The sequence below is a fragment of the Collinsella aerofaciens genome (genome assembly GCF_040915545.1).
Taxonomy (GTDB): Bacteria; Actinomycetota; Coriobacteriia; order Coriobacteriales; family Coriobacteriaceae; genus Collinsella; species Collinsella aerofaciens_BE.
In genome coordinates, this window is sequence record NZ_JBCPDH010000035.1 from 1 (window position 1) to 19,081 (window position 19,081).

At 58.2% G+C, this 19,081-nt stretch carries 15 protein-coding genes; 4 read left to right on the plus strand and 11 right to left on the minus strand.

The window, feature by feature from the left end:
• Positions 1-224: 224 nt before the first annotated feature.
• Positions 225-1,919, minus strand: coding sequence for an ATP-binding protein (locus AB5202_RS08870; protein ID WP_349100345.1), 1,695 nt, complete (start codon positions 1,917-1,919; stop codon positions 225-227).
• Positions 1,920-2,396: 477 nt separating this feature from the next.
• On the opposite strand from AB5202_RS08870, the gene AB5202_RS08875 reads away from it, so the two are divergent.
• Positions 2,397-3,380: a DNA/RNA non-specific endonuclease gene (locus AB5202_RS08875; protein WP_368140518.1), complete on the plus strand. Its 984-nt coding sequence runs from the start codon at positions 2,397-2,399 to the stop codon at positions 3,378-3,380.
• Between the two features lie 129 nt (positions 3,381-3,509).
• Here AB5202_RS08875 and AB5202_RS08880 read toward each other — a convergent pair whose 3' ends face one another.
• From AB5202_RS08880 to AB5202_RS08895, 4 genes are all read right to left on the minus strand, one after another.
• Positions 3,510-5,585, minus strand: coding sequence for an elongation factor G (locus AB5202_RS08880; protein ID WP_215674451.1), 2,076 nt, complete (start codon positions 5,583-5,585; stop codon positions 3,510-3,512).
• 310 nt (positions 5,586-5,895) lie between these two features.
• Positions 5,896-6,660, minus strand: coding sequence for an amino acid ABC transporter ATP-binding protein (locus AB5202_RS08885; RefSeq protein ID WP_368144330.1), 765 nt, complete (start codon positions 6,658-6,660; stop codon positions 5,896-5,898).
• Complete coding sequence (locus AB5202_RS08890) at positions 6,653-7,306, minus strand: amino acid ABC transporter permease (RefSeq protein ID WP_368144329.1); 654 nt, start codon at positions 7,304-7,306, stop codon at positions 6,653-6,655. Before AB5202_RS08890 ends, AB5202_RS08885 begins: the two co-directional genes overlap by 8 nt.
• Positions 7,306-8,166, minus strand: a complete 861-nt coding sequence (locus tag AB5202_RS08895; RefSeq protein ID WP_006235605.1) for a transporter substrate-binding domain-containing protein — start codon at positions 8,164-8,166, stop codon at positions 7,306-7,308. Before AB5202_RS08895 ends, AB5202_RS08890 begins: the two co-directional genes overlap by 1 nt.
• Before the next feature lie 343 nt (positions 8,167-8,509).
• Between AB5202_RS08895 and rlmD the strand changes: the two genes are divergently transcribed.
• Positions 8,510-9,958 (plus strand): 23S rRNA (uracil(1939)-C(5))-methyltransferase RlmD, encoded by a 1,449-nt coding sequence (rlmD, locus tag AB5202_RS08900; RefSeq protein WP_368144328.1) that lies wholly within the window; start codon positions 8,510-8,512, stop codon positions 9,956-9,958.
• 78 nt (positions 9,959-10,036) lie between these two features.
• On the opposite strand, the gene AB5202_RS08905 is transcribed toward rlmD, so the two are convergent.
• The 5 genes from AB5202_RS08905 to tilS all read right to left on the minus strand — a co-directional run bounded on the left by AB5202_RS08905 (position 10,037) and on the right by tilS (position 16,775).
• A complete protein-coding gene (locus AB5202_RS08905; RefSeq protein ID WP_368144327.1) occupies positions 10,037-10,858 on the minus strand; it encodes a phosphatase in 822 nt (273 codons plus the stop codon).
• Between the two features lie 165 nt (positions 10,859-11,023).
• Positions 11,024-12,208, minus strand: a complete 1,185-nt coding sequence (locus AB5202_RS08910) for a pyridoxal phosphate-dependent aminotransferase (protein WP_368144326.1) — start codon at positions 12,206-12,208, stop codon at positions 11,024-11,026.
• Between the two features lie 189 nt (positions 12,209-12,397).
• Complete coding sequence (ftsH, locus tag AB5202_RS08915; protein ID WP_368144325.1) at positions 12,398-14,536, minus strand: ATP-dependent zinc metalloprotease FtsH; 2,139 nt, start codon at positions 14,534-14,536, stop codon at positions 12,398-12,400.
• A gap of 1 nt (position 14,537) precedes the next feature.
• Positions 14,538-15,086 carry a hypoxanthine phosphoribosyltransferase gene (hpt, locus tag AB5202_RS08920; RefSeq protein WP_343007628.1) on the minus strand — a complete coding sequence of 183 codons (549 nt, stop codon included), beginning with the start codon at positions 15,084-15,086 and terminating at the stop codon, positions 14,538-14,540.
• Positions 15,087-15,233: 147 nt separating this feature from the next.
• Positions 15,234-16,775, minus strand: a complete 1,542-nt coding sequence (gene tilS / locus AB5202_RS08925; protein WP_368144324.1) for a tRNA lysidine(34) synthetase TilS — start codon at positions 16,773-16,775, stop codon at positions 15,234-15,236.
• Positions 16,776-16,823: 48 nt separating this feature from the next.
• Between tilS and AB5202_RS08930 the strand changes: the two genes are divergently transcribed.
• Entirely contained in the window at positions 16,824-17,633 is an 810-nt protein-coding gene (locus AB5202_RS08930) for an MBL fold metallo-hydrolase (RefSeq protein WP_195363314.1), read from the plus strand.
• Positions 17,634-17,715: 82 nt separating this feature from the next.
• Here the strand turns inward: AB5202_RS08930 and AB5202_RS08935 are convergent, their stop codons facing one another.
• Positions 17,716-18,147 carry an Hsp20/alpha crystallin family protein gene (locus AB5202_RS08935; protein WP_156063448.1) on the minus strand — a complete coding sequence of 144 codons (432 nt, stop codon included), beginning with the start codon at positions 18,145-18,147 and terminating at the stop codon, positions 17,716-17,718.
• A 277-nt stretch (positions 18,148-18,424) separates the two neighbouring features.
• Between AB5202_RS08935 and AB5202_RS08940 the strand changes: the two genes are divergently transcribed.
• The gene (locus AB5202_RS08940; RefSeq protein WP_195363313.1) at positions 18,425-18,892 is read left to right on the plus strand and encodes a hypothetical protein; all 468 of its coding nucleotides are present in this window, start codon (positions 18,425-18,427) and stop codon (positions 18,890-18,892) included.
• Positions 18,893-19,081: the final 189 nt, after the last annotated feature.

Consider the following 19,081-nt stretch of genomic DNA (forward strand, 5'->3'; position numbering starts at 1 on the left):
CAACCGTATTCCAGATTCTAGGACGCCGGGCCGACTCGCTTCGGATGGGGCTCTACACCAACTTTCTCGACACTACCTATGCTCAACCTGCACTGCGTTAACTGACCCGCCAATAAGGGACAGGTTTATTTTGGCAGGTTTTATCTGGGGAAATATCGCGAGGCAGTCGCCCCCCTAGCACCCATCTCACTTCGAGAGACACAAGAGGGGCGACTCGGCTGCATCTACTTCTTCCGATAGCGGCGGTTGCGGCTCGTCGATGAACCCATTACTTCGATGAGTCCTTTATCCGCCATTTTTGGCAGATGGTAGCGGACGGACGAAATTTTGACCCCCGATGCAACCGCTATTTCTCGCGCCGTCATATCCACTTCGGCTCTGAGAGCCTCCAGGATCCTATCCGCTGTCGAAGCTGACGATTCTCTGCTCATATCGATAATCTCAAACGTGTCTTTGCCACATTTTGACAGGACATGTTTATCGACAAGATTCCCGCAGATCAGGCGAATGTCATCCGAATCCCACTTCAGGGCCTCTCGTATTTTTTGAACATCGCATACGCACCCATGCTCCCGCATAAACATGAGCAATGTTTCCTCGCGATCCGTCAGCTCGGTGCCCACATGGCTCTGAATCCACGTGCGGTTTTCAGCAAGCTCCGCCCCGTGCCGGGAAAGCAGCACCGTAAACGAATCGGCCTTAACGATAAATTTCGGCCTTCCAAGCGAACGAGACTCCATCTCGCGAATCATAGCCGGGATACCAGATCCCTGGCTTTCTGCAACGGCCCCCTCGGCATGCTCTAACGGCGTCGCCCCCATTAGGCTCATGAGCTTTGGGTTTCGGCAGCGCGATTCCCCGTCTGCAAGATTGTCCACCGTCTTTCCGCCCCAAAGCCCACCGGGGTTTTTGATCTCTATTCTGTCTGGATAGATATCGACACTCACGGCCTGCCCCACAAACATGGGCGAATATTCTCGATGGATGCAGGCGTTTGCCAAGGCCTCGCGCAAAACCTCCTGGGGAACTTCCCAATCCTCCCTTCTGCCAGCGCCTTGCACTATCGCCGCTTTGCGCAAGTTCCGTCCAATCGCGACAAGGGCATCTTCGATGCAAGCCGGAATCGGGCCATCGCACAACTGGCGGTCAATAAACCGGGGTTGCCCGGGTGCAGATTTTTCCACATCGGAATGAACGGCGACATCAATCATGAGTTTGGGATAGAACTGCTGGGGGTAAATTCCCGCCGACAGAAGCCCTGCGAGCTTCACCGCACCATCCTTTGTAGTGATATTGAGTCTGACCAGCTGCTTTTCCAGCGTATCGGCCCCGCGCAAAACGCGGGGGGTCTGCAGCCGGCGATTTGCGATAATAGACCGCACGACATCTGGATCCAAATCCTCGACTGTTGCCTCCGAAACCACCGTGCCGTCTGCATCGCTCGGAAGTAACGCACTCTGTAGCTCATATAGCTCAGCGGGTGACATCTTGATATCTTTATCATCCACGCGCTTGTAGCTACCGTTCTGCACGCCGCGCGCGCCGATATAGCAAGGCTTCGCTTTAAGCTCAAGTTCAAAGATGCGCACCAGAAGCACCTGGAGCCCGTCGACCTCGCCTCGATCAAGCTCGTACCGCGGCGCATGGGTCACCACTGCCGCTGAGCCTCCGTCTCCGATACCCGAAACAAACTGATCGCGCACCCTATCGATAGCAAAGTTAGCCGAAGGAACAAATCCTTCGGCTTCGTTTAGGCCCAAAATAATGAGCCCACCCGCAGTGTTCGCAAAAGCGCTCACTGTCTCCCATACGTCTGCGCTCAATTTATTCGTGCAGGCTTTAACTTCTACCGATGCGTCATCAGTCCCCCGCCTGCGAAGGCGCTCAACGATAAGGCCAAGAGGTTCATCCAGCAGCATTGGCATTCCGTCTCTCTAAAACGATAGATTTATCTCTCTAAAGTATAGTATATCTCTCTAACTTTAGAGAGATAAGCACCTTATTTTAGAGAGACATTTAGAGAGATGTATCGAATTCACTGTTAGATAGCCCAATGTTATCTCTTTAACTGGCTTTCTCTTTAGAGAGACAATTAGAGAGACGAGCGCGACCTCTCTAATCAAGGGCACCACTCTTTAAGGTGCACACTCCCTAACCGTGCCCTAAGTTGCGGTGAAATAGTCCCCCGATTAACCTGCCAAAAAGGGACAGGTTTATTTTGGCGGGTTTTATCTGGGGAAACGCAAAATAGCCCCACATACACAACCACCGCAGCTCCATATGAGGCAAATGAATCAGTAGCGTCTATCCCAAATCTTGAGTATTTGTTCGACAGAACGGCCCCTGCCGGCTCCTGCTAGACTGGTAGATTCCCAACCGTCCATCCAGGAGCCGCAATGTCGCGCAAGTCCGCCTACAAGCAAGTACTTTCCATCGGCGCCGCCGTGGTGCTGGGGTTTGCGCTGTTCACAGGGTCGCTCGACGGAGCGCCCAAGTTGTTGTCGCCGCAAAGTGATGAACAGGCGGCAGCTCTGGCCGAAAAACAAAACGAAAGTCCCAGCCGCACCGACGACGAGGCGGACCTGGTCGATCGGCTCGAATCAGGAACGGCGAGCTCCCCGGACCCTCAAAACAGCCAGGACTCTGGCGATGGCTCCGATTCCGCCGCAACCGACACCGGCGACGGCGCTTCCGCGGACAGCGCCGCCACCCCCATCGACGAGGTCGAAAACCCCGACCTCAACCGCGCCCGCGGTGTTTATCTCAGCAGCATTCCCGACTACGCCGGCAACCCCTACGTTGCCCTGCGCGCCGACAGCACGCACCCGCTCGGCACACCATCATTCACGCTCGATGAATACGAGCGCGCTACAGAAGAGGGTTGCTTTAAGAAGTTCTCCAAGCTTGACAGCCTGGGCCGCACCCGCAAAGCGCTCGCCTGCGTGGGCCCCGAATCACTCGGTCAAGGCGAGCGCGGCGATATCTCGCGTATCCATCCCGCTGGATGGCGCCAGCAGCGCTACGACTTTATTCCGGGCCAGAGCCTCTACAACCGCTGCCACCTCATCGCCTGGTCGCTCTGCGGCGAAAACGCCAACCGCAAGAATCTCCTCACCGGCACGCGTTATCTCAACGAGACAGGCATGCTGCCGTTTGAGGAGCAGATTCTCGGCTACATCCGCGAGACGGGCAACCACGTGCTCTATCGCGTCACACCCATGTATAACGAAGAGGAACTTGTCTGCCGCGGCGTGCGCCTTGAGGCGCAATCGGTCGAGGACCACGGCAAGACCCTCTGCTTCCACGTGTACTGCTACAACCTGCAGCCGCACGTGCAGATCGACTACGCCACCGGCCGCAACCAGGCATCCGGAGACTAGTGCCGACCGCACCGCCCGTAACCCAAAAATGATTCGTTTTCCTCCGTCCCCATGGGATCAAAAAAGGCCGCCCTGGATTACCCAGGGCGGCCTTTTCGTCAGCGTCCACATTGCAGGCAAAACCACACGCTACTTGGCGCGGCCCTCCTCATAGCGCTCGACCAGCTTGGCCTGAACATCGTAGGGAACCTGCTCGTAGCCAGCGGGCTTCATGGTAAAGTCACCCGTGCCGCGCGTGATAGAGCGCAGGCGCGTCGAATAATCCGTCAGCTCTGCCAGCGGCGCCTGGGCAATGACCACGGTGTCGCCGCGCTCATCGGTCTCCATGCCCGTCACGCGACCGCGCGATGCCGAGATGTCGCCCATCACAGCGCCGGCGTAGCTTTCGGGAATAGTCACCGTGATTTCCTCGATGGGCTCCAGCACCACCGGGTCGGCATCGGCGCACGCCTTGCGCAGGCCGATGCGAGCCGCCGCGCGGAACGCCATCTCGTTGGAGTCGACGCTGTGATACGAGCCGTCGTACACAGCCACGCGAATGCCCGTGAGCGGATAGCCGGCAATGATGCCGTCCTTCATGGTCTCCTGGACGCCCTTGTCCACGGCGGGGATCAGCGAGCGCGGAATGCGGCCGCCCACGACCTCATCCACAAACTCGTAGCCGTCGCTCGTGCCGTCGGGCCCAATGAGCGGCTCCACGCGTAGCCAGCAGTCGCCATACTGACCGGCACCACCGGTCTGCTTCTTGTGGCGGCCCTGGGCGCTCGCCGTGCGGCGGATGGTCTCGCGATACGGAATGCGGATCGGCACGCTCTTGGCCACGACCTTGGTGCGATCCTCCAGACGGTTGAGCAGCACCGAAACCTGCGCCTCACCCACGGCGGAGATGATAGTCTGGCCCGTCTCCTCGTCGCGGTCGATACTCATGGTCGGATCGGCCTTGCATGCTTTCTCGATAAACGTATAGAGCTTTTCCTCATCGCCGCGGTTCTCGGCCTCGATGGCAATGCGGTACTGCGAGTTGGGAAACTTAAACGCCGCGGCCTCGACCTTACCGGTAATCGAGAGCGTGTCGCCCGTCTCGGCAGCCAGCTTGGGCGCCACGATGATGTCGCCGGCATAGGCATGGCCAACCTCGGTCATATCGCGACCGCACATCACATACAGGTGAGCCAGACGATCGCTCTTGCGGGTACGCGCGTTGATCAGCTCAAGGCCCGGCTCAAGCGTGCCCGTCAGCACCTTGATAAAGCTGATGCGGCCCTGCTGCGGATCGGCCAGGGTCTTAAACACAAACGCCACCGGACGGTCATCGTCGCTCGAAATCTTGAGCGAATCGCCGTCGATGAGCGGCATCTCGCCGTAGTCGGTCGGCGCTGGGAAGTACGTCGCGATGTCGTCCATCAGCGAGTTGACGCCCTGCTCCTTAATGCAATCGCCCGCAAAGACCGGCACAAAGATGCGCTCGGCAATCGCCTTCGACAGCAGGCCCTCAAGCTCCTCCTGCGTCAGCGTCTCCTCGCCTTCCAGGTACTTCATCATCAGTTCGTCGTCAGCCTCGGCCACCAGCTCGCACAGATGGTCATGGGCTTCCTCGGCCTGGGCACGATACTCCTCGGGAATCTCCGACTCAACGGCTTCGGTGCCGTTGCAATGGCGCGCCTTCATGCGCACCAGGTCGATGATGCCGTCAAAGTCCTCGCCCTCGCCCCAGGGAAGGGTCACGGCGCCCAGGCGCGTGCCAAAGCGCTCCTGCAGCAAGTCCATTGTGGTCGCAAAGCTGGCCTCGGAGCGCGACAGGCGGTTTACGAACACCGCACGCGCCAGGCGCAGGTCCTCGGCGGCATACCAGAGCTTAACTGTCGTAGGCTGCGGGCCGGCCTCGGCGTCGACCACAAACAGAGCCGTCTCGCAGACGCTCATCGCGGCAAAGGCGTCGCCGATAAAATCGGGGTAGCACGGGGCATCGAGCACATTGATGCGCGCGCCCTTCCAGTCGATCGGCGCAATGGTCGTCGAGATGGAAAACGCACGCTTAACCTCTTCAGGGTCATAGTCGAGCGTGGGCTTGGTGCCGTCGTGGCCGCCCAGGCGGGCGGTCTTGCCGGAAAGGTGGAGCATGGCCTCGGCGAGTGAAGTCTTGCCCACCCCGCCTTGGCCTACGAGCACCACGTTCCTTACGTTACCGGTCTTGGGAGCACCCATGATGACCTCCTTGCAGGGCCGCGCGCAATGCGCGACGCCAACGGGGAGAGTTCGCGGTCGGTGCCATCCCGGGAGCAGCATGGTCGGCAGCCGAGCCGACTCACCCTCCAAATGTCCTATGCCACCACCCTACCCTCACGGGCGGCTGTCCATGCATACCTTTCGGCACACGTATGAATACAGGCGGCGAGAGGAAGAGACAAGCTTGTGGGGCGATTATTGAACCCCGTCGATGCAAACAAAAAGCCGCCACAGACCGTAAGACCTGCGGCGGCTTCGCCTCAATTAATAGTTGAGTAAATACCTGAGCCTACCCCTCGATACGGCTCAAGAACTCACGCGTGCGCTGCTCGCGCGGATGACTGATAACCTGCTCGGCAGGTCCCTCCTCGACAATGCGGCCGCCATCCATAAAGACCACACGACCGGCAACATCGCGCGCAAACTGCATTGCGTGGGTCACGATCACCATCGTCATATTCTGCGCCGCAAGGTCTTTAATGACACGCAGCACCTCGGCCGTCAGCTCGGGATCGAGTGCCGAGGTCGGCTCGTCAAAGAACAGGATCTCCGGGTCGAGCGCCAAGGCGCGGGCAATACTCACGCGCTGTTGCTGACCGCCCGAAAGCTCACACGGAACCTTGTTCTCGTTGCCCACAAGCCCCATCTGAGCAATCAATTCATGCGCACGAGCTTCCGCCTGCTCGCGCGGGCGCTTAAGCACGCGGATCGGCGCGTCGATGATGTTTTTCAACACGGTATAGTGCGGGAACAGGTTGTAATTTTGGAACACCAGGCCGAATCGCGAGCGCGCCTGCTTGGGCACATCGCCCTTCGCATAGACCGCGCCCGAACCCGCATCCGTCGCAACGGCAAGGTCGCCAAACGAGAGTGAGCCTCCGTCGAGTGTCTCGAGCAGCGTGGCACACCGCAGCAGCGTGGACTTGCCGCCACCCGAAGGCCCGATAATCGCCACGACCTCGCCACGCTTCACCTCAAGCGAGATATCCTTGAGCACCTCATTGCCGCCAAACGCCTTACGCGCGTTCGATATATTCATTACCGAATTAATCATGGTAGTAATCCAATTTTTTCTCGGCGGCGCCCAGCAGCATCTCGACGACGAAGTTAAAGACCCAGTAGATTAGCGCCGCGATCGCAAACGGCACCATGCTCACCTGCGAGGCGACCAGCGCCTTGGCCGTCGAGAACATCTCCCCCACGCCGATGGCAAACGCCAGCGACGTGTCCTTGACCAGCGTGATGATCTCGTTGCCCATCGCCGGCAGAATACGCTTGGCAACCTGCGGCATCACAATGTACAAAAACGTCTGCAGGCGCGAGTAGCCCAGCGCCTCGGCGGCCTCGTATTGACCGCGCGGAATGGACTGCAGGCCCGAGCGATAGATCTCGGCAAAGTAACCGGCGTAGTTGATGATGAACGCTACGACGCACGCCGTCCACTTGGAATCGGGCGTGAGCGAAATGCCAAACACGTAGTACGGGGCAAAGTAGATGGCAAACATCTGCAGCATGAGCGGCGTACCGCGCATGACCGAGATATAGATGCGCGCAATCCAGCGAAGCGGCGCGATTTTGCTCATGCGCATAAACGCCACGGGGATTCCCAGCGGAATCGACCCCAGCAGCGTCAGCACAAACAGCTGCAAGCTGACCAAGAACCCCTGGCCAAGCATCTGCATCATGACCTGAATAGACATTACTTAAGCACCCAATTATCGAAAGACAAACCATAGCTTGAATATTTATCGCAGAGGTCCTTGACCGTGCCGTCCTCGTAGAGCGCCTTGAGCGACTCGGCTACAGCATCGGCCGACTTGGTGTCGCCCTTCTTAAAGCCAACGGCGTAGTGCTCGCTGGACAGCGGCTCATCAAGCTGCGTATAGGCATCGGGCTTGGCGGCAAGCTGATACTGGGCAATCGAAAGATCGCACGCCACGGCATCGACCGCGCCGCTCTCGAGCTGCATAAAGGCCGTGTTGTACTCGCCGATCGTGTCGAGCGTGGCAAACGTCGCTGCCAGATCCTTCTGATCACCCTCGAGCACATCCTGCGCAGCGGAATCGGTCTGGGTAATCACAGTCTTGCCGGCAAGATCGTCCCAGCCCTTGATGCCCGCATCCTTCTTGACCACCAGCACCTGCTCGTTGAGCATGTACGGCTCGGAGAACGTGTAGTCGTCCTCACGGCCCTCCATGGTAAAGCCGTTCCAGATGCAGTTGATGGCGCCCGAGTTAAGCAGCGTGTCCTTGGCATCCCAATCGATGGCCTCGTATTTGACCTCCCAGCCCTGCTTATCGGCAACAGCCTTGGCAAGATCGAGATCAAATCCGGTGTACTCGCCATCGTCGCCCACAAAGCCGTACGGAGGATAGGACTTATCAAAGCCCACCACGAGCTTCTTGGACTCCGCAGCGCCCTTCACATCCTTGGCCGCGGCAGAGCCAGCAGCGGAACCCTTACCGGCACCACCACCGCAGCCTACCAGGCCAAGGCCTAGAACCGTAGCGAGCGAACCGGCTAGACCAACAAACTGACGACGAGACATATCGGTATTCATGGTATTCCCCCTTGATGGCACTTTAGTTAGGTAAAGTGAGTCATGTAACGTTCAGAATCATACACTTTAGCGTGATAGAGCACAAGATGAGTTTGCCCGCCGCGCGAGGGGTGCGGGGGTTAAGTTTCCTGCTCTACAGTCCTGCTCACGACGGAGGCCACATTAAGTGGCCTCCTGTTCGTGCGGAACTCGCGATAAACTTAATTACGCGCCGCTCCCCGCCCGCGCCGGGCAAACATCGTTGGACTTATCACTGACAGGAAATGGCCGCTTGCATATCGCCCGCTGGCTTGGCACGGTACAATGCTTGCAGCTTTTAATTCATGAATTAGTGGAGTTTTTGATGGCAGAATCTCGTGCGGAGCGTAAGGCTCGTCGTGCTTTGATCGAGGCGGCTGAGGGGTCGGGGGAGAAAAAATCTTCTAAGAAATCCAAGTCGTCTCTGAATGCGAAGGGTAAGTCGGCTAAGGGCAAGGCTAAGGCCAAGCGTCCCGGCTCTCGTCGGAACGACGATAAGGCATCTCAGAATCGCTCCAAGCGCCCGTATAAGAATCCGGTTCCGTCTGCGCGTAAGGCCGTTGATCCCAAGTCTCCTTGTTCCATCATGAAAGCTTGCGGTGGGTGTACGGCGCTCAATCGTCCTTATAAGAAGCAGCTCGCCGCCAAGCAGGCTGCTATGGAGGAGCTTTTTGCTTCGCTTTGTGAGCGTGAGGGCATTGCTGTAGATCCTATTCGTGGCATGGGTGTCACCCTGGGCGACCCGGGCAAATATCCTGCGCCGCGTGGCTTTCGTCATAAGGCTGCCACTCCCTTTGCTCCCGGTAAGGAGGGCGCCGTCCGTTGCGGTTTCTTTGAGCGCGGCACGCACAAGATCGTTGCCGTACCCGAATGCCCCATCGAGGCACCGGGCGCCCGTCAGATTCTCAACGGCATCGCACACGAAGCTGAGCGGCTGCATATTCCCGCCTTTAATGAGGACAAGCATCTTGGTTTGCTTCGCTATGCCATCGTCCGCTGCGGCTGGCGTACCGACCAGGTCATGGTCACGCTCGTGACCGCTCAGCGCGACTTGCCGCATGCGCAGGAGTTCTTTGAGGCTGTCGCCGCACTCAATCCGCACATCGTCACCGTCGCCCAAAACATCAACGGACGTCCCGGCAACGCCATCCTCGGCGAGGAAACCCGCATTGTATATGGCGCCGAGTGCATGCGCGACCAGCTGCTCGGTTGCGAATTCGATATCTCCCCCACCGCGTTCTATCAGACCAATCCGCAGCAGACCGAGCTGCTCTATCAGCTCGCTATCGACGGCATGGATCTGCGCCAGGGCGATGTGCTTATGGATGCTTACTGCGGCAGCGGCACCATCGGTCTTTGCGCAGCTAAAGATGCCCAGAACAAGGGGATCGGCATCATGCTGCTCGGTGTGGAGCGCAACCCGGCGGGCATTGCCGACGCACGCCGCAATGCCGAGCTCAACGGTCTTACCCGCAGCGCCTGGTTTATGGCCGACGATGCCACCGATTACATCCTAGATGCCGCCGACAACAACGAGCGGATCGATGTCCTTTCCATCGACCCGCCGCGTGCCGGCTCCACCCCCGAGTTCCTCGAAGCTGCCTGCGCACTTAAGCCGCGCCGCATCACCTATATCAGCTGCAACCCCGTGACTCAAGAGCGCGACCTGCATCAGCTCCTCGACGGAGGCTATCGCCTGCTCAAGATCACGCCCGTCGACATGTTCCCTCACACCGACCACACCGAAACCGTAGCGGTCCTCGAACGCCGCTAACCAACCTCAGTATATTTTTGGGACAAGAAAGGGGGCGACCCGCCTGGGCCGCCCCCTTCGCTTGGTTTATAAACTCCGCTACATCCCATTGCGCAGATCGCACACGCCGGCTGCCGCCATCTCGCGCAGCAGCGTCTCGCGGTCGCGCGTCACGATCAAATCCAGCGGGAAGTGAATCTCGTCGAGCATCTTGCGCGCGTGATCAAGCTTGCCAATGGCCATGCCAATGTGGGCATCGGTCGACACGCCAATACCCACGCCCAGCTCGGCGCAGCGCTCGGCAATCTTGCGACACACGTTCCAATGCTCGGCATCCGTGCCATGCTCAAGACTATGGTTGTTGATCTCGATAATCTTGTGCTTGGCCTTAGCCGCCAGCAGCACCTCGTCGATATCGAACGACACGCCCGAGCGACCCGTGTGGCCCAGCATAAACACCTTGGGGTGCTCCAGGGCATTGATATACATCTCGGTCGTCTGGGCGAGCGTCGCGCCCTCAGCAATCTGCGGATTATGCACGCTTGCAACCAAATAATCCAAATTACGCGTAACCAAATCGAACAGCGAATGCTGACGGCTGTACGAATCGCCGGCAATATCGAGCGTGACAGGAGTGTCCTCGCCAAACAGGCTTCCGTCCAGCGAAACGATATCGGCCTCGGCACCACGCAGCACCAGCACGCCGCTCCAAATGCGCGGCCAGATATCCTGGTTGATAAAGAACTGATAACTGCGCAGGTCATTAGGGCAAGCCGTAACCATAGAGCTCAAATGGTCGGCAGATCCGAGCACCTGCAGGCCACGTTCTGCCGCCCAGTACACATTCTCCTCAATGGTCGAATATGCATGCGCAGAGAACATCGTATGAGTATGAATGTCACAAGAAAGCAGGTAGGGCATCGGGTCTCCTTATCTGGCATGGCCGTCGCTTATATTCATTGTACGCATAGCCTTCGATAGTCGTAAAACCACTCCATCCCAAAGACACAACGTCCATGACAACGGGGTCCGGCTTAGCACCAAACCCCGTTTCACGTAAAACATTGTAGGCAGAGCGCTTTACTTTTAACGATACTCGTCCGCCAACTGTTTCCAAGCGGGTAGCGAATTGATGATCGTTTCGTAACTCACGCAATAGCCCAGGCGGAACCAACCCGGCATACCAAAGCTGTCCGAGGGAACCGCAAGCAGCTCATACTTCTTTGCGCGTTCGCAAAACGCATTCGCATCGGGCTCGAGTGCCTTCACCCACAGGTAGAAAGCACCGTCCGGTTCAACATAGGTATAGCCGTAGTCCGCCAAGGCGTCGGTAAGCGCCGTGCGGTTGCGAGCATAGGCCTCAACGTCACTCGGCTCATCGATGCAATCGATAATCACGCGCTGGAAGAGCGCCGGTGCGCACACGAAGCCCAGCGTACGGGCAGCACCCGCAACAGCCGGCATCAGACGCGCTGCCTGAGGATTCGTATTGGGAACCAGGATCCACCCCACGCGCTCGCCCGGCAGCGAAAGCGACTTGGAATACGAGTAGCACACGATGGTGTGCTCGTAGATCGAAGGCACCCAAGGCACCTCGGCGCCATAGACAATCTCGCGATACGGCTCATCCGAGATAAGCATGATTGGGTTCTCGGGATCGCGCTTGGCGTTGACCTCGCGCAAGATATTGGCCAGTCGCGTCAGCGTATCGCGCGTATACACGGCACCGGTCGGGTTGTTGGGCGAGTCGATAATGACGGCCGCCGTCTTATCGCTGATCGCCTTGAGCACGTTGTCCACGCTCAGCTGGAATGTGTCCTCGTTGGCAAGCGCCTCGACACACGTACAGCCGGCCTTCTCAATCCAAACGCGATACTCCGGAAAGTACGGAGCGATAACAATAACCTCGTCGCCCGGATTCGTAACGGCGTTGAGCGTACAGGTGAGCGAAGCCGCCGCGCCCACGGTCATAAAGACATCCTTGCCCTCATAGCTCGTGCCAAAGCGACGGTTGAGCGACTCAGCAACGGCGGTACGGCACTGCGGCAGGCCCGGTGCGGGCGTGTATCCGTGCAGCTGCTCGCTCGGCAGTTCAAGCGCCTTTTTGATGGACTCCGCGACGGCAGTGGGAGCAGGAACGCTCGGGTTGCCCAGCGAAAAATCAAATACGTTTTCCGCACCAATCTGCGCCTTGCGCTCAAGGCCATAGCTAAAAATCTCGCGGATGATAGAGCTCTCTGCACCGCGAGCATACATGGTTTCGTTGATCATCTGTACCCCTTTCGCATAGGCGCTATTGTACGCTTTAGTCGGGCAAAGTGCCGCAGCAATGTTGATTGGGGACAGACTTAAATGCGTGAAAACGCTCATTTAAGTCTGTCCCCAATCAACAGATGACCCCATATCGCTCAAAAGAAAAAGCCTCCACAGGTTTCCCCGCAGAGGCTTTCGCCACAAAGGCTATTTGTCGGCGTCGGTGTCGGCACCGGCATTGGCGGCACAGTCATCGCCGGCATCATCGGATGCGGCTTCGGCATTCTCCTGCATAGCCGCCTGCGCAAAGGCTGCGGCATCAGCCGCCAGCTCCTCCTCGCTCATGCGAGGCGCGCGCTTCTTGGTCGGCATGCCGGCCGCCTTGGCATTGCGCTCCTCCTTGGCCGCCAGGATATCGCCCTCGCGCTCAAGGTAGGCATCCCACTCGTTGTCGAGCAGGGCGCTCACGGCGTCGCCTTCGACGGTCTCGCGCTCAAGCAGCACCTTGGCCATCAGATCGAGCTGATCGCGACGGGCATCCAGGATCTCGACCGCACGACGATGGGCCTCACGCATAATACGCTGAACCTCGATATCGATGCGACGCGCCGTCTCCTCAGAGTAGTCCTGATGATCGGCGTAATCGCGGCCCAGGAACACCTGATGCTGCGCCTCGCCAAACACCTGCGTGCCGAGTTCCTCGCTCATGCCCAGGCGCGTGACCATCTCGCGCGCCATCTTGGTCGCACGCTCCAGGTCGTTGCTCGCGCCCGACGTGATGTCGTCGCACATGAGTTCCTCGGCAACGCGACCGCCCAAGAACACGGCGAGCTCGTCGAGCATCTCGTTCTTGGTCTTGAGGAAGTGATCCTCCTGCGGAAGCTGCAGTGTGTAACCCAAAGCCTGGCCGCGGCTGACGATCGAAATCTTGTGAACCGGATCGGAGTGCTCCAGGATGTGACCCACCAGGGCGTGACCGCTCTCGTGGTAGGCAATCGTGGTGCGCTCGGCCTCGGTCATCACGCGACCCTTGCGCTGCGGACCGGCAATCACGCGCTCCATCGACTCCTCGACCTCGTCCATCGAGATCACGGAACGATGGCGGCGGGCAGCCAGCAGCGCAGACTCGTTGAGCAGATTTGCCAGATCGGCGCCGGTGAAGCCAACGGTCATCTGGGCGAGCTTCTCAAACTTCACGTCCTCGTCCATCGGCTTGTTCTCGGCATGCACGCGCAAGATCTGCTCGCGGCCCTTCACATCCGGACGGTCGACCGTGACCTGACGGTCAAAACGACCGGGACGCAGCAATGCCGGATCCAGGATGTCAGGACGGTTGGTCGCGGCGATCAGGATGACCGACTCGCTCTCCTCAAAACCGTCCATCTCGACCAGCAGCTGGTTGAGCGTCTGCTCGCGCTCGTCGTGACCGCCGCCCAAGCCAGCTCCGCGCTGACGTCCCACGGCATCGATCTCATCGATGAAGATGATCGACGGGGCCTGGGACTTGGCCTCCTTAAAGAGGTCACGCACGCGGCTGGCGCCGACACCCACGAACATCTCGACAAAGTCGGAACCCGAGATGCTAAAGAACGGCACGCCCGCCTCGCCGGCAACGGCCTTGGCCAGCAGCGTTTTACCGGTGCCCGGAGGGCCCACCAGCAACACGCCACGCGGGATCTTGGCGCCCAGCTTGCGATAGCGATCCGGATCGCTCAAAAAGTCGCGGATCTCCTCGAGTTCCTCGACTGCCTCGTCCACGCCGGCAACGTCTTCAAACTTGACCTTGGGGCGCGTGGCCTCGTTGGTCTTGGCGTTGGTCTTGCCAAACTGCATGTTCCTGTTGTTGGCGCCCATCATCTGGCGCATAAAGTAGAACATGATGGCGATCAGGGCGATCGTCGGAAGCACGCTCATCGCCAGGTCGCCCCAAAAATCGGGATCATTGGTGTTGACGATGTACTTGGTATCGGGGTGCTCCGCCATAAGCTCGGCAAGCGAATCGGAGCCGACATAGGTCGAGGAGAAGCTCTTGAGCTCGCTCGTATCGCCCTTGTCCTTCTTCGTCTTCCAGTAATGACCCGTCACGCTTCCGTCTTGAACCGTATAGGTCAGATCTTCGACGCGATCCTGCTTGATGGCGCTGACCATCTCGCTCGTCGCGAGCTTTACGGTATTGCTGGAATTGGCAAAGCCGGAGCCCATGTTAAAGAAGGCGTAGCCCAGGAGCGCGCAAGCCAAAATAAAATACAGCCAGCCCGTACGCGTGGGCTTCTTGCCTCCGGGCACCCCCGGGATCTTAGGCTCCCGGGGAGTCTGGGAATTGTTATCGTTACGGTCGTCGGGCATCTTACGAATAAACCTCCGGTTTCAAAATGCCCAGATACGGAAGGTTACGATAGCGCTCGGCATAGTCGAGGCCGTAGCCCACCACAAAGGCATCGGGGCAATGGGTTCCAACATACTTGGGCGTGACGGCCGAGGTACGGTCCTCAACGTCCTTCCACAGGAAGGCAGCGACCTCCAGAGAAGCGGGCTTGCGGCTCTCGAGGTTCTTCATCAGATACTTGAGCGTCAGGCCCGAGTCCAGAATGTCCTCGACGATCAGCACGTCGCGACCGCGGATGTCGATATCCAGGTCCTTAATGATACGCACGATACCCGAGGACTTCACACCGTTGCCATAGCTCGAAACAGCCATGAAATCGATGTTGGTCGGCAGCTCGATCTTGCGCATCAGGTCGCCCATAAAGACCACAGCGCCGCGCAGGACCGCAATCAGCACCAGATCCTTACCCGCGTAGTCGCGAGTAATCTGCTCGCCTAGGCGAGAGACGATACCGTCGATATCCTCCTGCGTAAACAGAACCTTCTCGATATCCGGATGTTGAGAAGCCATGACAACCCTTTCTTGTGCTTATCGCCCACACACCGCCGTATGGACGCGAACTTCACATTCTAGCAGCGCACGGGATATATTTTCCAGCCCATACGCCATCAGCGCGGGAATACCGTCAACGTCGCACAGAATAGCTGGCGTGGGACGCTATTCCGCATCGACCACACGAAGCAGATACGCCACGCGCGTTGCGGCCGTGCATTTAAAACGCTCGTCCGTGCGAACGCCTGCGACCCATACCACGGCACCTCCCGGAGCCGTTCTCACCACGGGAACGCCTGCGCGCTCAGAAACAGGAATACGAGCCTCGTTGAGTAGGTCGGATACCTTCTTACTTCGCCCACTCATGCCCAACGGACACATCACATCCCCCGGCACGGGACCGTCTACCCACAGACGCGCCAAACGCGCCTCGGCGGGAATCTCCCCGCGCGAGCCGGCGAGCATCCGTTCGCTATCGCGATCGGCAAAGCCCAGCGTCGCGGCATCCACCATAGCGGCCACCCCTCCGGCGCCCGCGAGTTCGCGGGCACGGCGCACAATATCACACCCCGGCTCGACGGCCATCGGCTCTGCCACCAGGATGCGGCCCGCCCCCAGCGGCAATCGACCGGGAATGGCGACCCAATCGGCAACTAACCCCTCGCGCGCCGCCGGGGCCTTGAATGACAGCATGCCAAACTCCACGCGCGCATCGATTCCCGCCGGCAGCGTGACCGAACCCGAGCCTTCGGCGACACAGGCGAGCACGCGCTCCACATGCCGCATCTCCGGGCGAGCGTCGGGGTCGATACGCTTAATTGCCAGTCGCACCATGCGCCGAGCAATCACCACCTCGGCCGCGGCCAGTCGGCGAGCGTCAAGGACCAGTGCACCCGCTGCCTCCTTACGCAGGCAGCTTCGAAACGCCTGCGCGGAAAGCTGGGAAAGAAAGGCGTCCTCATCGCCTAAGATCTCGCAGGCGGCGCCAATCGTCTTACAGACGCTCGCGTTGCGCTGCGCCACCACCGGCATCACCCGATGGCGCACATAGTTACGCAAGTACGACACGTCCTCGTTGCTCTCGTCCTCTCGCCACGGCTGACCATGCACCTGCAGATAGCCTACGAGCTCATCATGAGTCAGGTCGAGCAAGGGACGCACCACGATATTCCTCCGGCGAGGAATGCTCGATAGACCAGCGGGCCCCGAACCCTTAATCGCGTTCATCAAAAACGTTTCCGCGCGATCCGAAGACGTGTGCGCGGTGCAGATACGAGCCGCCGTTCGCGGTGCCCCCGTCTGGGCGCAGAGCTCGCGAACATACCTCCGCGCCGCGGCATAGCGCACCTCGCGGGCAGCCGCCTCGATATTGCCCGATTCATCGTCAAAATAGGCATGCTCAACACACAGCGGCAAGCCATATTGTGCGCAGAGCTCACGCACGAAGGCCTCGTCGCCATCGGATGCCTCGCCGCGCAGATGATGGTTCACATGCAGCACGTGCAGCCGCTCGCGCGCGATGGGGGCTACACCACGCCCATCCAGAATATCCAGCTTTGATGTGCACGCCATAAGGAGCAAAGCCGTCGAGTCCGCACCACCTGATACCATGAGCACCACGGGGGCAGCCGTCTGCCGCGTTGCCAGGGCCTTATCATCGGCCCACGATGCAGCATGGTGTCCATAATGCTGAGATACCGTTGGCATTTGCTTCCTCCTCTATTCGTTCGCACCCATTGTATCCTTTGGAATCTTATGTCTCGTCTGCACCTTCATATCCTTGGCAGCGGCTCAAAAGGCAACTGTGCGCTCATCGAAGCCCCCCGGGGGCTCATTATGGTCGATGACGGACTGTCTCGCCGCGAGACATTAAAGCGCATGGCAGAACTGGGGCTCTCGACAGACAACGTCTCGGCTCTTCTCATTACTCATGAGCATAGCGATCACATCAAGGGCCTCGATGTCTGGTGCAAGCACTGGCACGGCCCCCTCTTTGCCAGCAGGGGCACACTTTCGAGCAAAGAAAGTCTTTCGCATCTGCCTGTCGAGGAATTCGATCCCGGTGACACCCTATCCATTGCCGGCATCCAGGTGCAAACCTACTCAACATCACACGATGTCATCAATCCTGTCGGCTATCGATTCAATGCTCTCGATGATTCAATCGGCTTTGCCACCGACACCGGAGAACTATCGAGCCAAGCCATGAACACCCTCAAAGATTGTCGAGTCCTTGCGCTCGAAAGCAACCACGATGTGACCATGCTGCGCGAGGGAGAATATCCCCGCTTTCTTCAGGAGCGCATCCTGTCTGCAAGGGGACACCTCTCCAACGACCAAGCCGCCGAAGCCGCGCGCGAACTTGTTACCGATCGCACCGAACAGCTCATTGCCATGCATATCAGCCAAGATAACAATCGTCCGAGCCTTACCGTCAAAAGCTATGCCAAAGCTCTAGCCGCAACCCTGGATGACGAGGTCGGCAGCTCCGCCACCCTTCTCCAAGGATCACGAAAACTCTCGATATGCCCCGCAAGCCAGTATCGGCCAGCAACCATTCAATAGGCTTTCCTAGACAGCAAAAGGGGCCGGGAGTCGCTTCCCAGCCCCTTTTGTTATCTTTTAATAGCGCAGAACACCAACGAAGTTAGTCGATGGAGATCTTCGTAACGTTCTTCTTCTCAACGATCTTGGGAACCGTAACGGTCAGGATGCCGTCAGCGTACTTAGCCGAGAGGCCCTCGCTCGAAGCGTCCTTAAGATACACGCCACGCGTCGCGCTGTACGAGCTGAACTCCTTCTGCAGGAAGTTCTTGCCCTCGTTCTCCTCGTCTTCCTCGACATTCACGCTAATGGACAGACGGCCCTCGTTAAGCTCGACATCGATATCGTCCTTGGCGACGCCGGTCAGATAAGCCTTGACCTCATAGCCATCGCCCTTATCCTCAACGTCAACGGGGAACGCCTTAGAGGCAATTGAGTTGTTCGCTAGGTCGCTCATATCATCAAACAGATCGAACAGCGAGCTTGCAGAGGGACGAACGCCAAAAACCGAACGATAAGGAACCATGCTTGCCATGTTTACCACTCCTTTATAGGACTGCCGAGTCATCTTCTAGGTGACTGGGACTTCTTTTGACGCTCTTATATATGCCCACCCAGTGCTCATATATACATCGACTATAAAGTTTTTTGAGTCCACTACTATAAGCATATCTAAGTGTATATGACTCAGGTTTTAGGAAGGTTAAGGTTCTTTGAACCAGAGCTTAAATAACGAGTATGTCCACAGCTACAAATAACAAGGGGCTTACAATGAGCGCGTATACGTTGTTGGAAACGAGCTAAAGGGCATCATGGACGACCAAAACCAGAACAATATGTTTATGCCGACGCAGGGGGAAGATACTTCCGCGCAGCCACCACGGTTCCATCGCCCCCACATCTCGCAAGAGCCCATTAATGATGCAGAGCCCGAGTATGTTACGAGAAATCGATATCAAACGCTCGAGGATGCCCAGACGGGACGTAAGCATATGGGCGTCGCATCGAGCGATCCCGTATATCTGAAAGATGCACCGTTATCAAAAAACAGCGCGATCAATGACGTCCCGACGAAAACGCCCAAAACTCGACAGCAAAGAGGTCCTCGACCTAAGCAAACCTTAACGCATTCGGCTCGTTATCTCGAGACGCCAAAACAAGGGAAAACGATCTTCGTATCGTCAAGTAAACGACGTAAGCAACATCGACTGACAATTCTGCTTTTGATCATTGTGGTCATAGCAATTGCCCTTGTGATTCGATTTATTGTCTTTAAATAAAAGCTCATTACCCATAAGCCCAACCGGGTTACAGGTGAAATGCAACTATATTGTGAAGTGTTAACGCAAAAAAGGGGGAGGCCGCGAGGCCTCCCCCTTCTTCAAGTCATGCGACGGCTCGGTGCCGTCCACCGGTCAGCGGCGCCCTGGCCTCCCACGGGCTGACCCCGCAGTACTCTCGGCGCGATG

What these genes read in the sequence shown, in the direction of transcription:
- AB5202_RS08875 (WP_368140518.1), top strand. Translation starts at nt 2,397, where the DNA reads ATGTCGCGCAAGTCCGCCTACAAGCAAGTACTTTCCATCGGCGCCGCC.
- ftsH (WP_368144325.1), bottom strand. Translation starts at nt 14,536, where the DNA reads ATGCCCGACGACCGTAACGATAACAATTCCCAGACTCCCCGGGAGCCT.
- AB5202_RS08930 (WP_195363314.1), top strand. Translation starts at nt 16,824, where the DNA reads ATGTCTCGTCTGCACCTTCATATCCTTGGCAGCGGCTCAAAAGGCAAC.
- AB5202_RS08905 (WP_368144327.1), bottom strand. Translation starts at nt 10,858, where the DNA reads ATGCCCTACCTGCTTTCTTGTGACATTCATACTCATACGATGTTCTCT.
- AB5202_RS08890 (WP_368144329.1), bottom strand. Translation starts at nt 7,306, where the DNA reads ATGTCTATTCAGGTCATGATGCAGATGCTTGGCCAGGGGTTCTTGGTC.
- AB5202_RS08885 (WP_368144330.1), bottom strand. Translation starts at nt 6,660, where the DNA reads ATGATTAATTCGGTAATGAATATATCGAACGCGCGTAAGGCGTTTGGC.
- tilS (WP_368144324.1), bottom strand. Translation starts at nt 16,775, where the DNA reads ATGCCAACGGTATCTCAGCATTATGGACACCATGCTGCATCGTGGGCC.
- hpt (WP_343007628.1), bottom strand. Translation starts at nt 15,086, where the DNA reads ATGGCTTCTCAACATCCGGATATCGAGAAGGTTCTGTTTACGCAGGAG.
- AB5202_RS08935 (WP_156063448.1), bottom strand. Translation starts at nt 18,147, where the DNA reads ATGGCAAGCATGGTTCCTTATCGTTCGGTTTTTGGCGTTCGTCCCTCT.
- AB5202_RS08940 (WP_195363313.1), top strand. Translation starts at nt 18,425, where the DNA reads ATGGACGACCAAAACCAGAACAATATGTTTATGCCGACGCAGGGGGAA.
- rlmD (WP_368144328.1), top strand. Translation starts at nt 8,510, where the DNA reads ATGGCAGAATCTCGTGCGGAGCGTAAGGCTCGTCGTGCTTTGATCGAG.
- AB5202_RS08870 (WP_349100345.1), bottom strand. Translation starts at nt 1,919, where the DNA reads ATGCTGCTGGATGAACCTCTTGGCCTTATCGTTGAGCGCCTTCGCAGG.
- AB5202_RS08910 (WP_368144326.1), bottom strand. Translation starts at nt 12,208, where the DNA reads ATGATCAACGAAACCATGTATGCTCGCGGTGCAGAGAGCTCTATCATC.
- AB5202_RS08895 (WP_006235605.1), bottom strand. Translation starts at nt 8,166, where the DNA reads ATGAATACCGATATGTCTCGTCGTCAGTTTGTTGGTCTAGCCGGTTCG.
- AB5202_RS08880 (WP_215674451.1), bottom strand. Translation starts at nt 5,585, where the DNA reads ATGGGTGCTCCCAAGACCGGTAACGTAAGGAACGTGGTGCTCGTAGGC.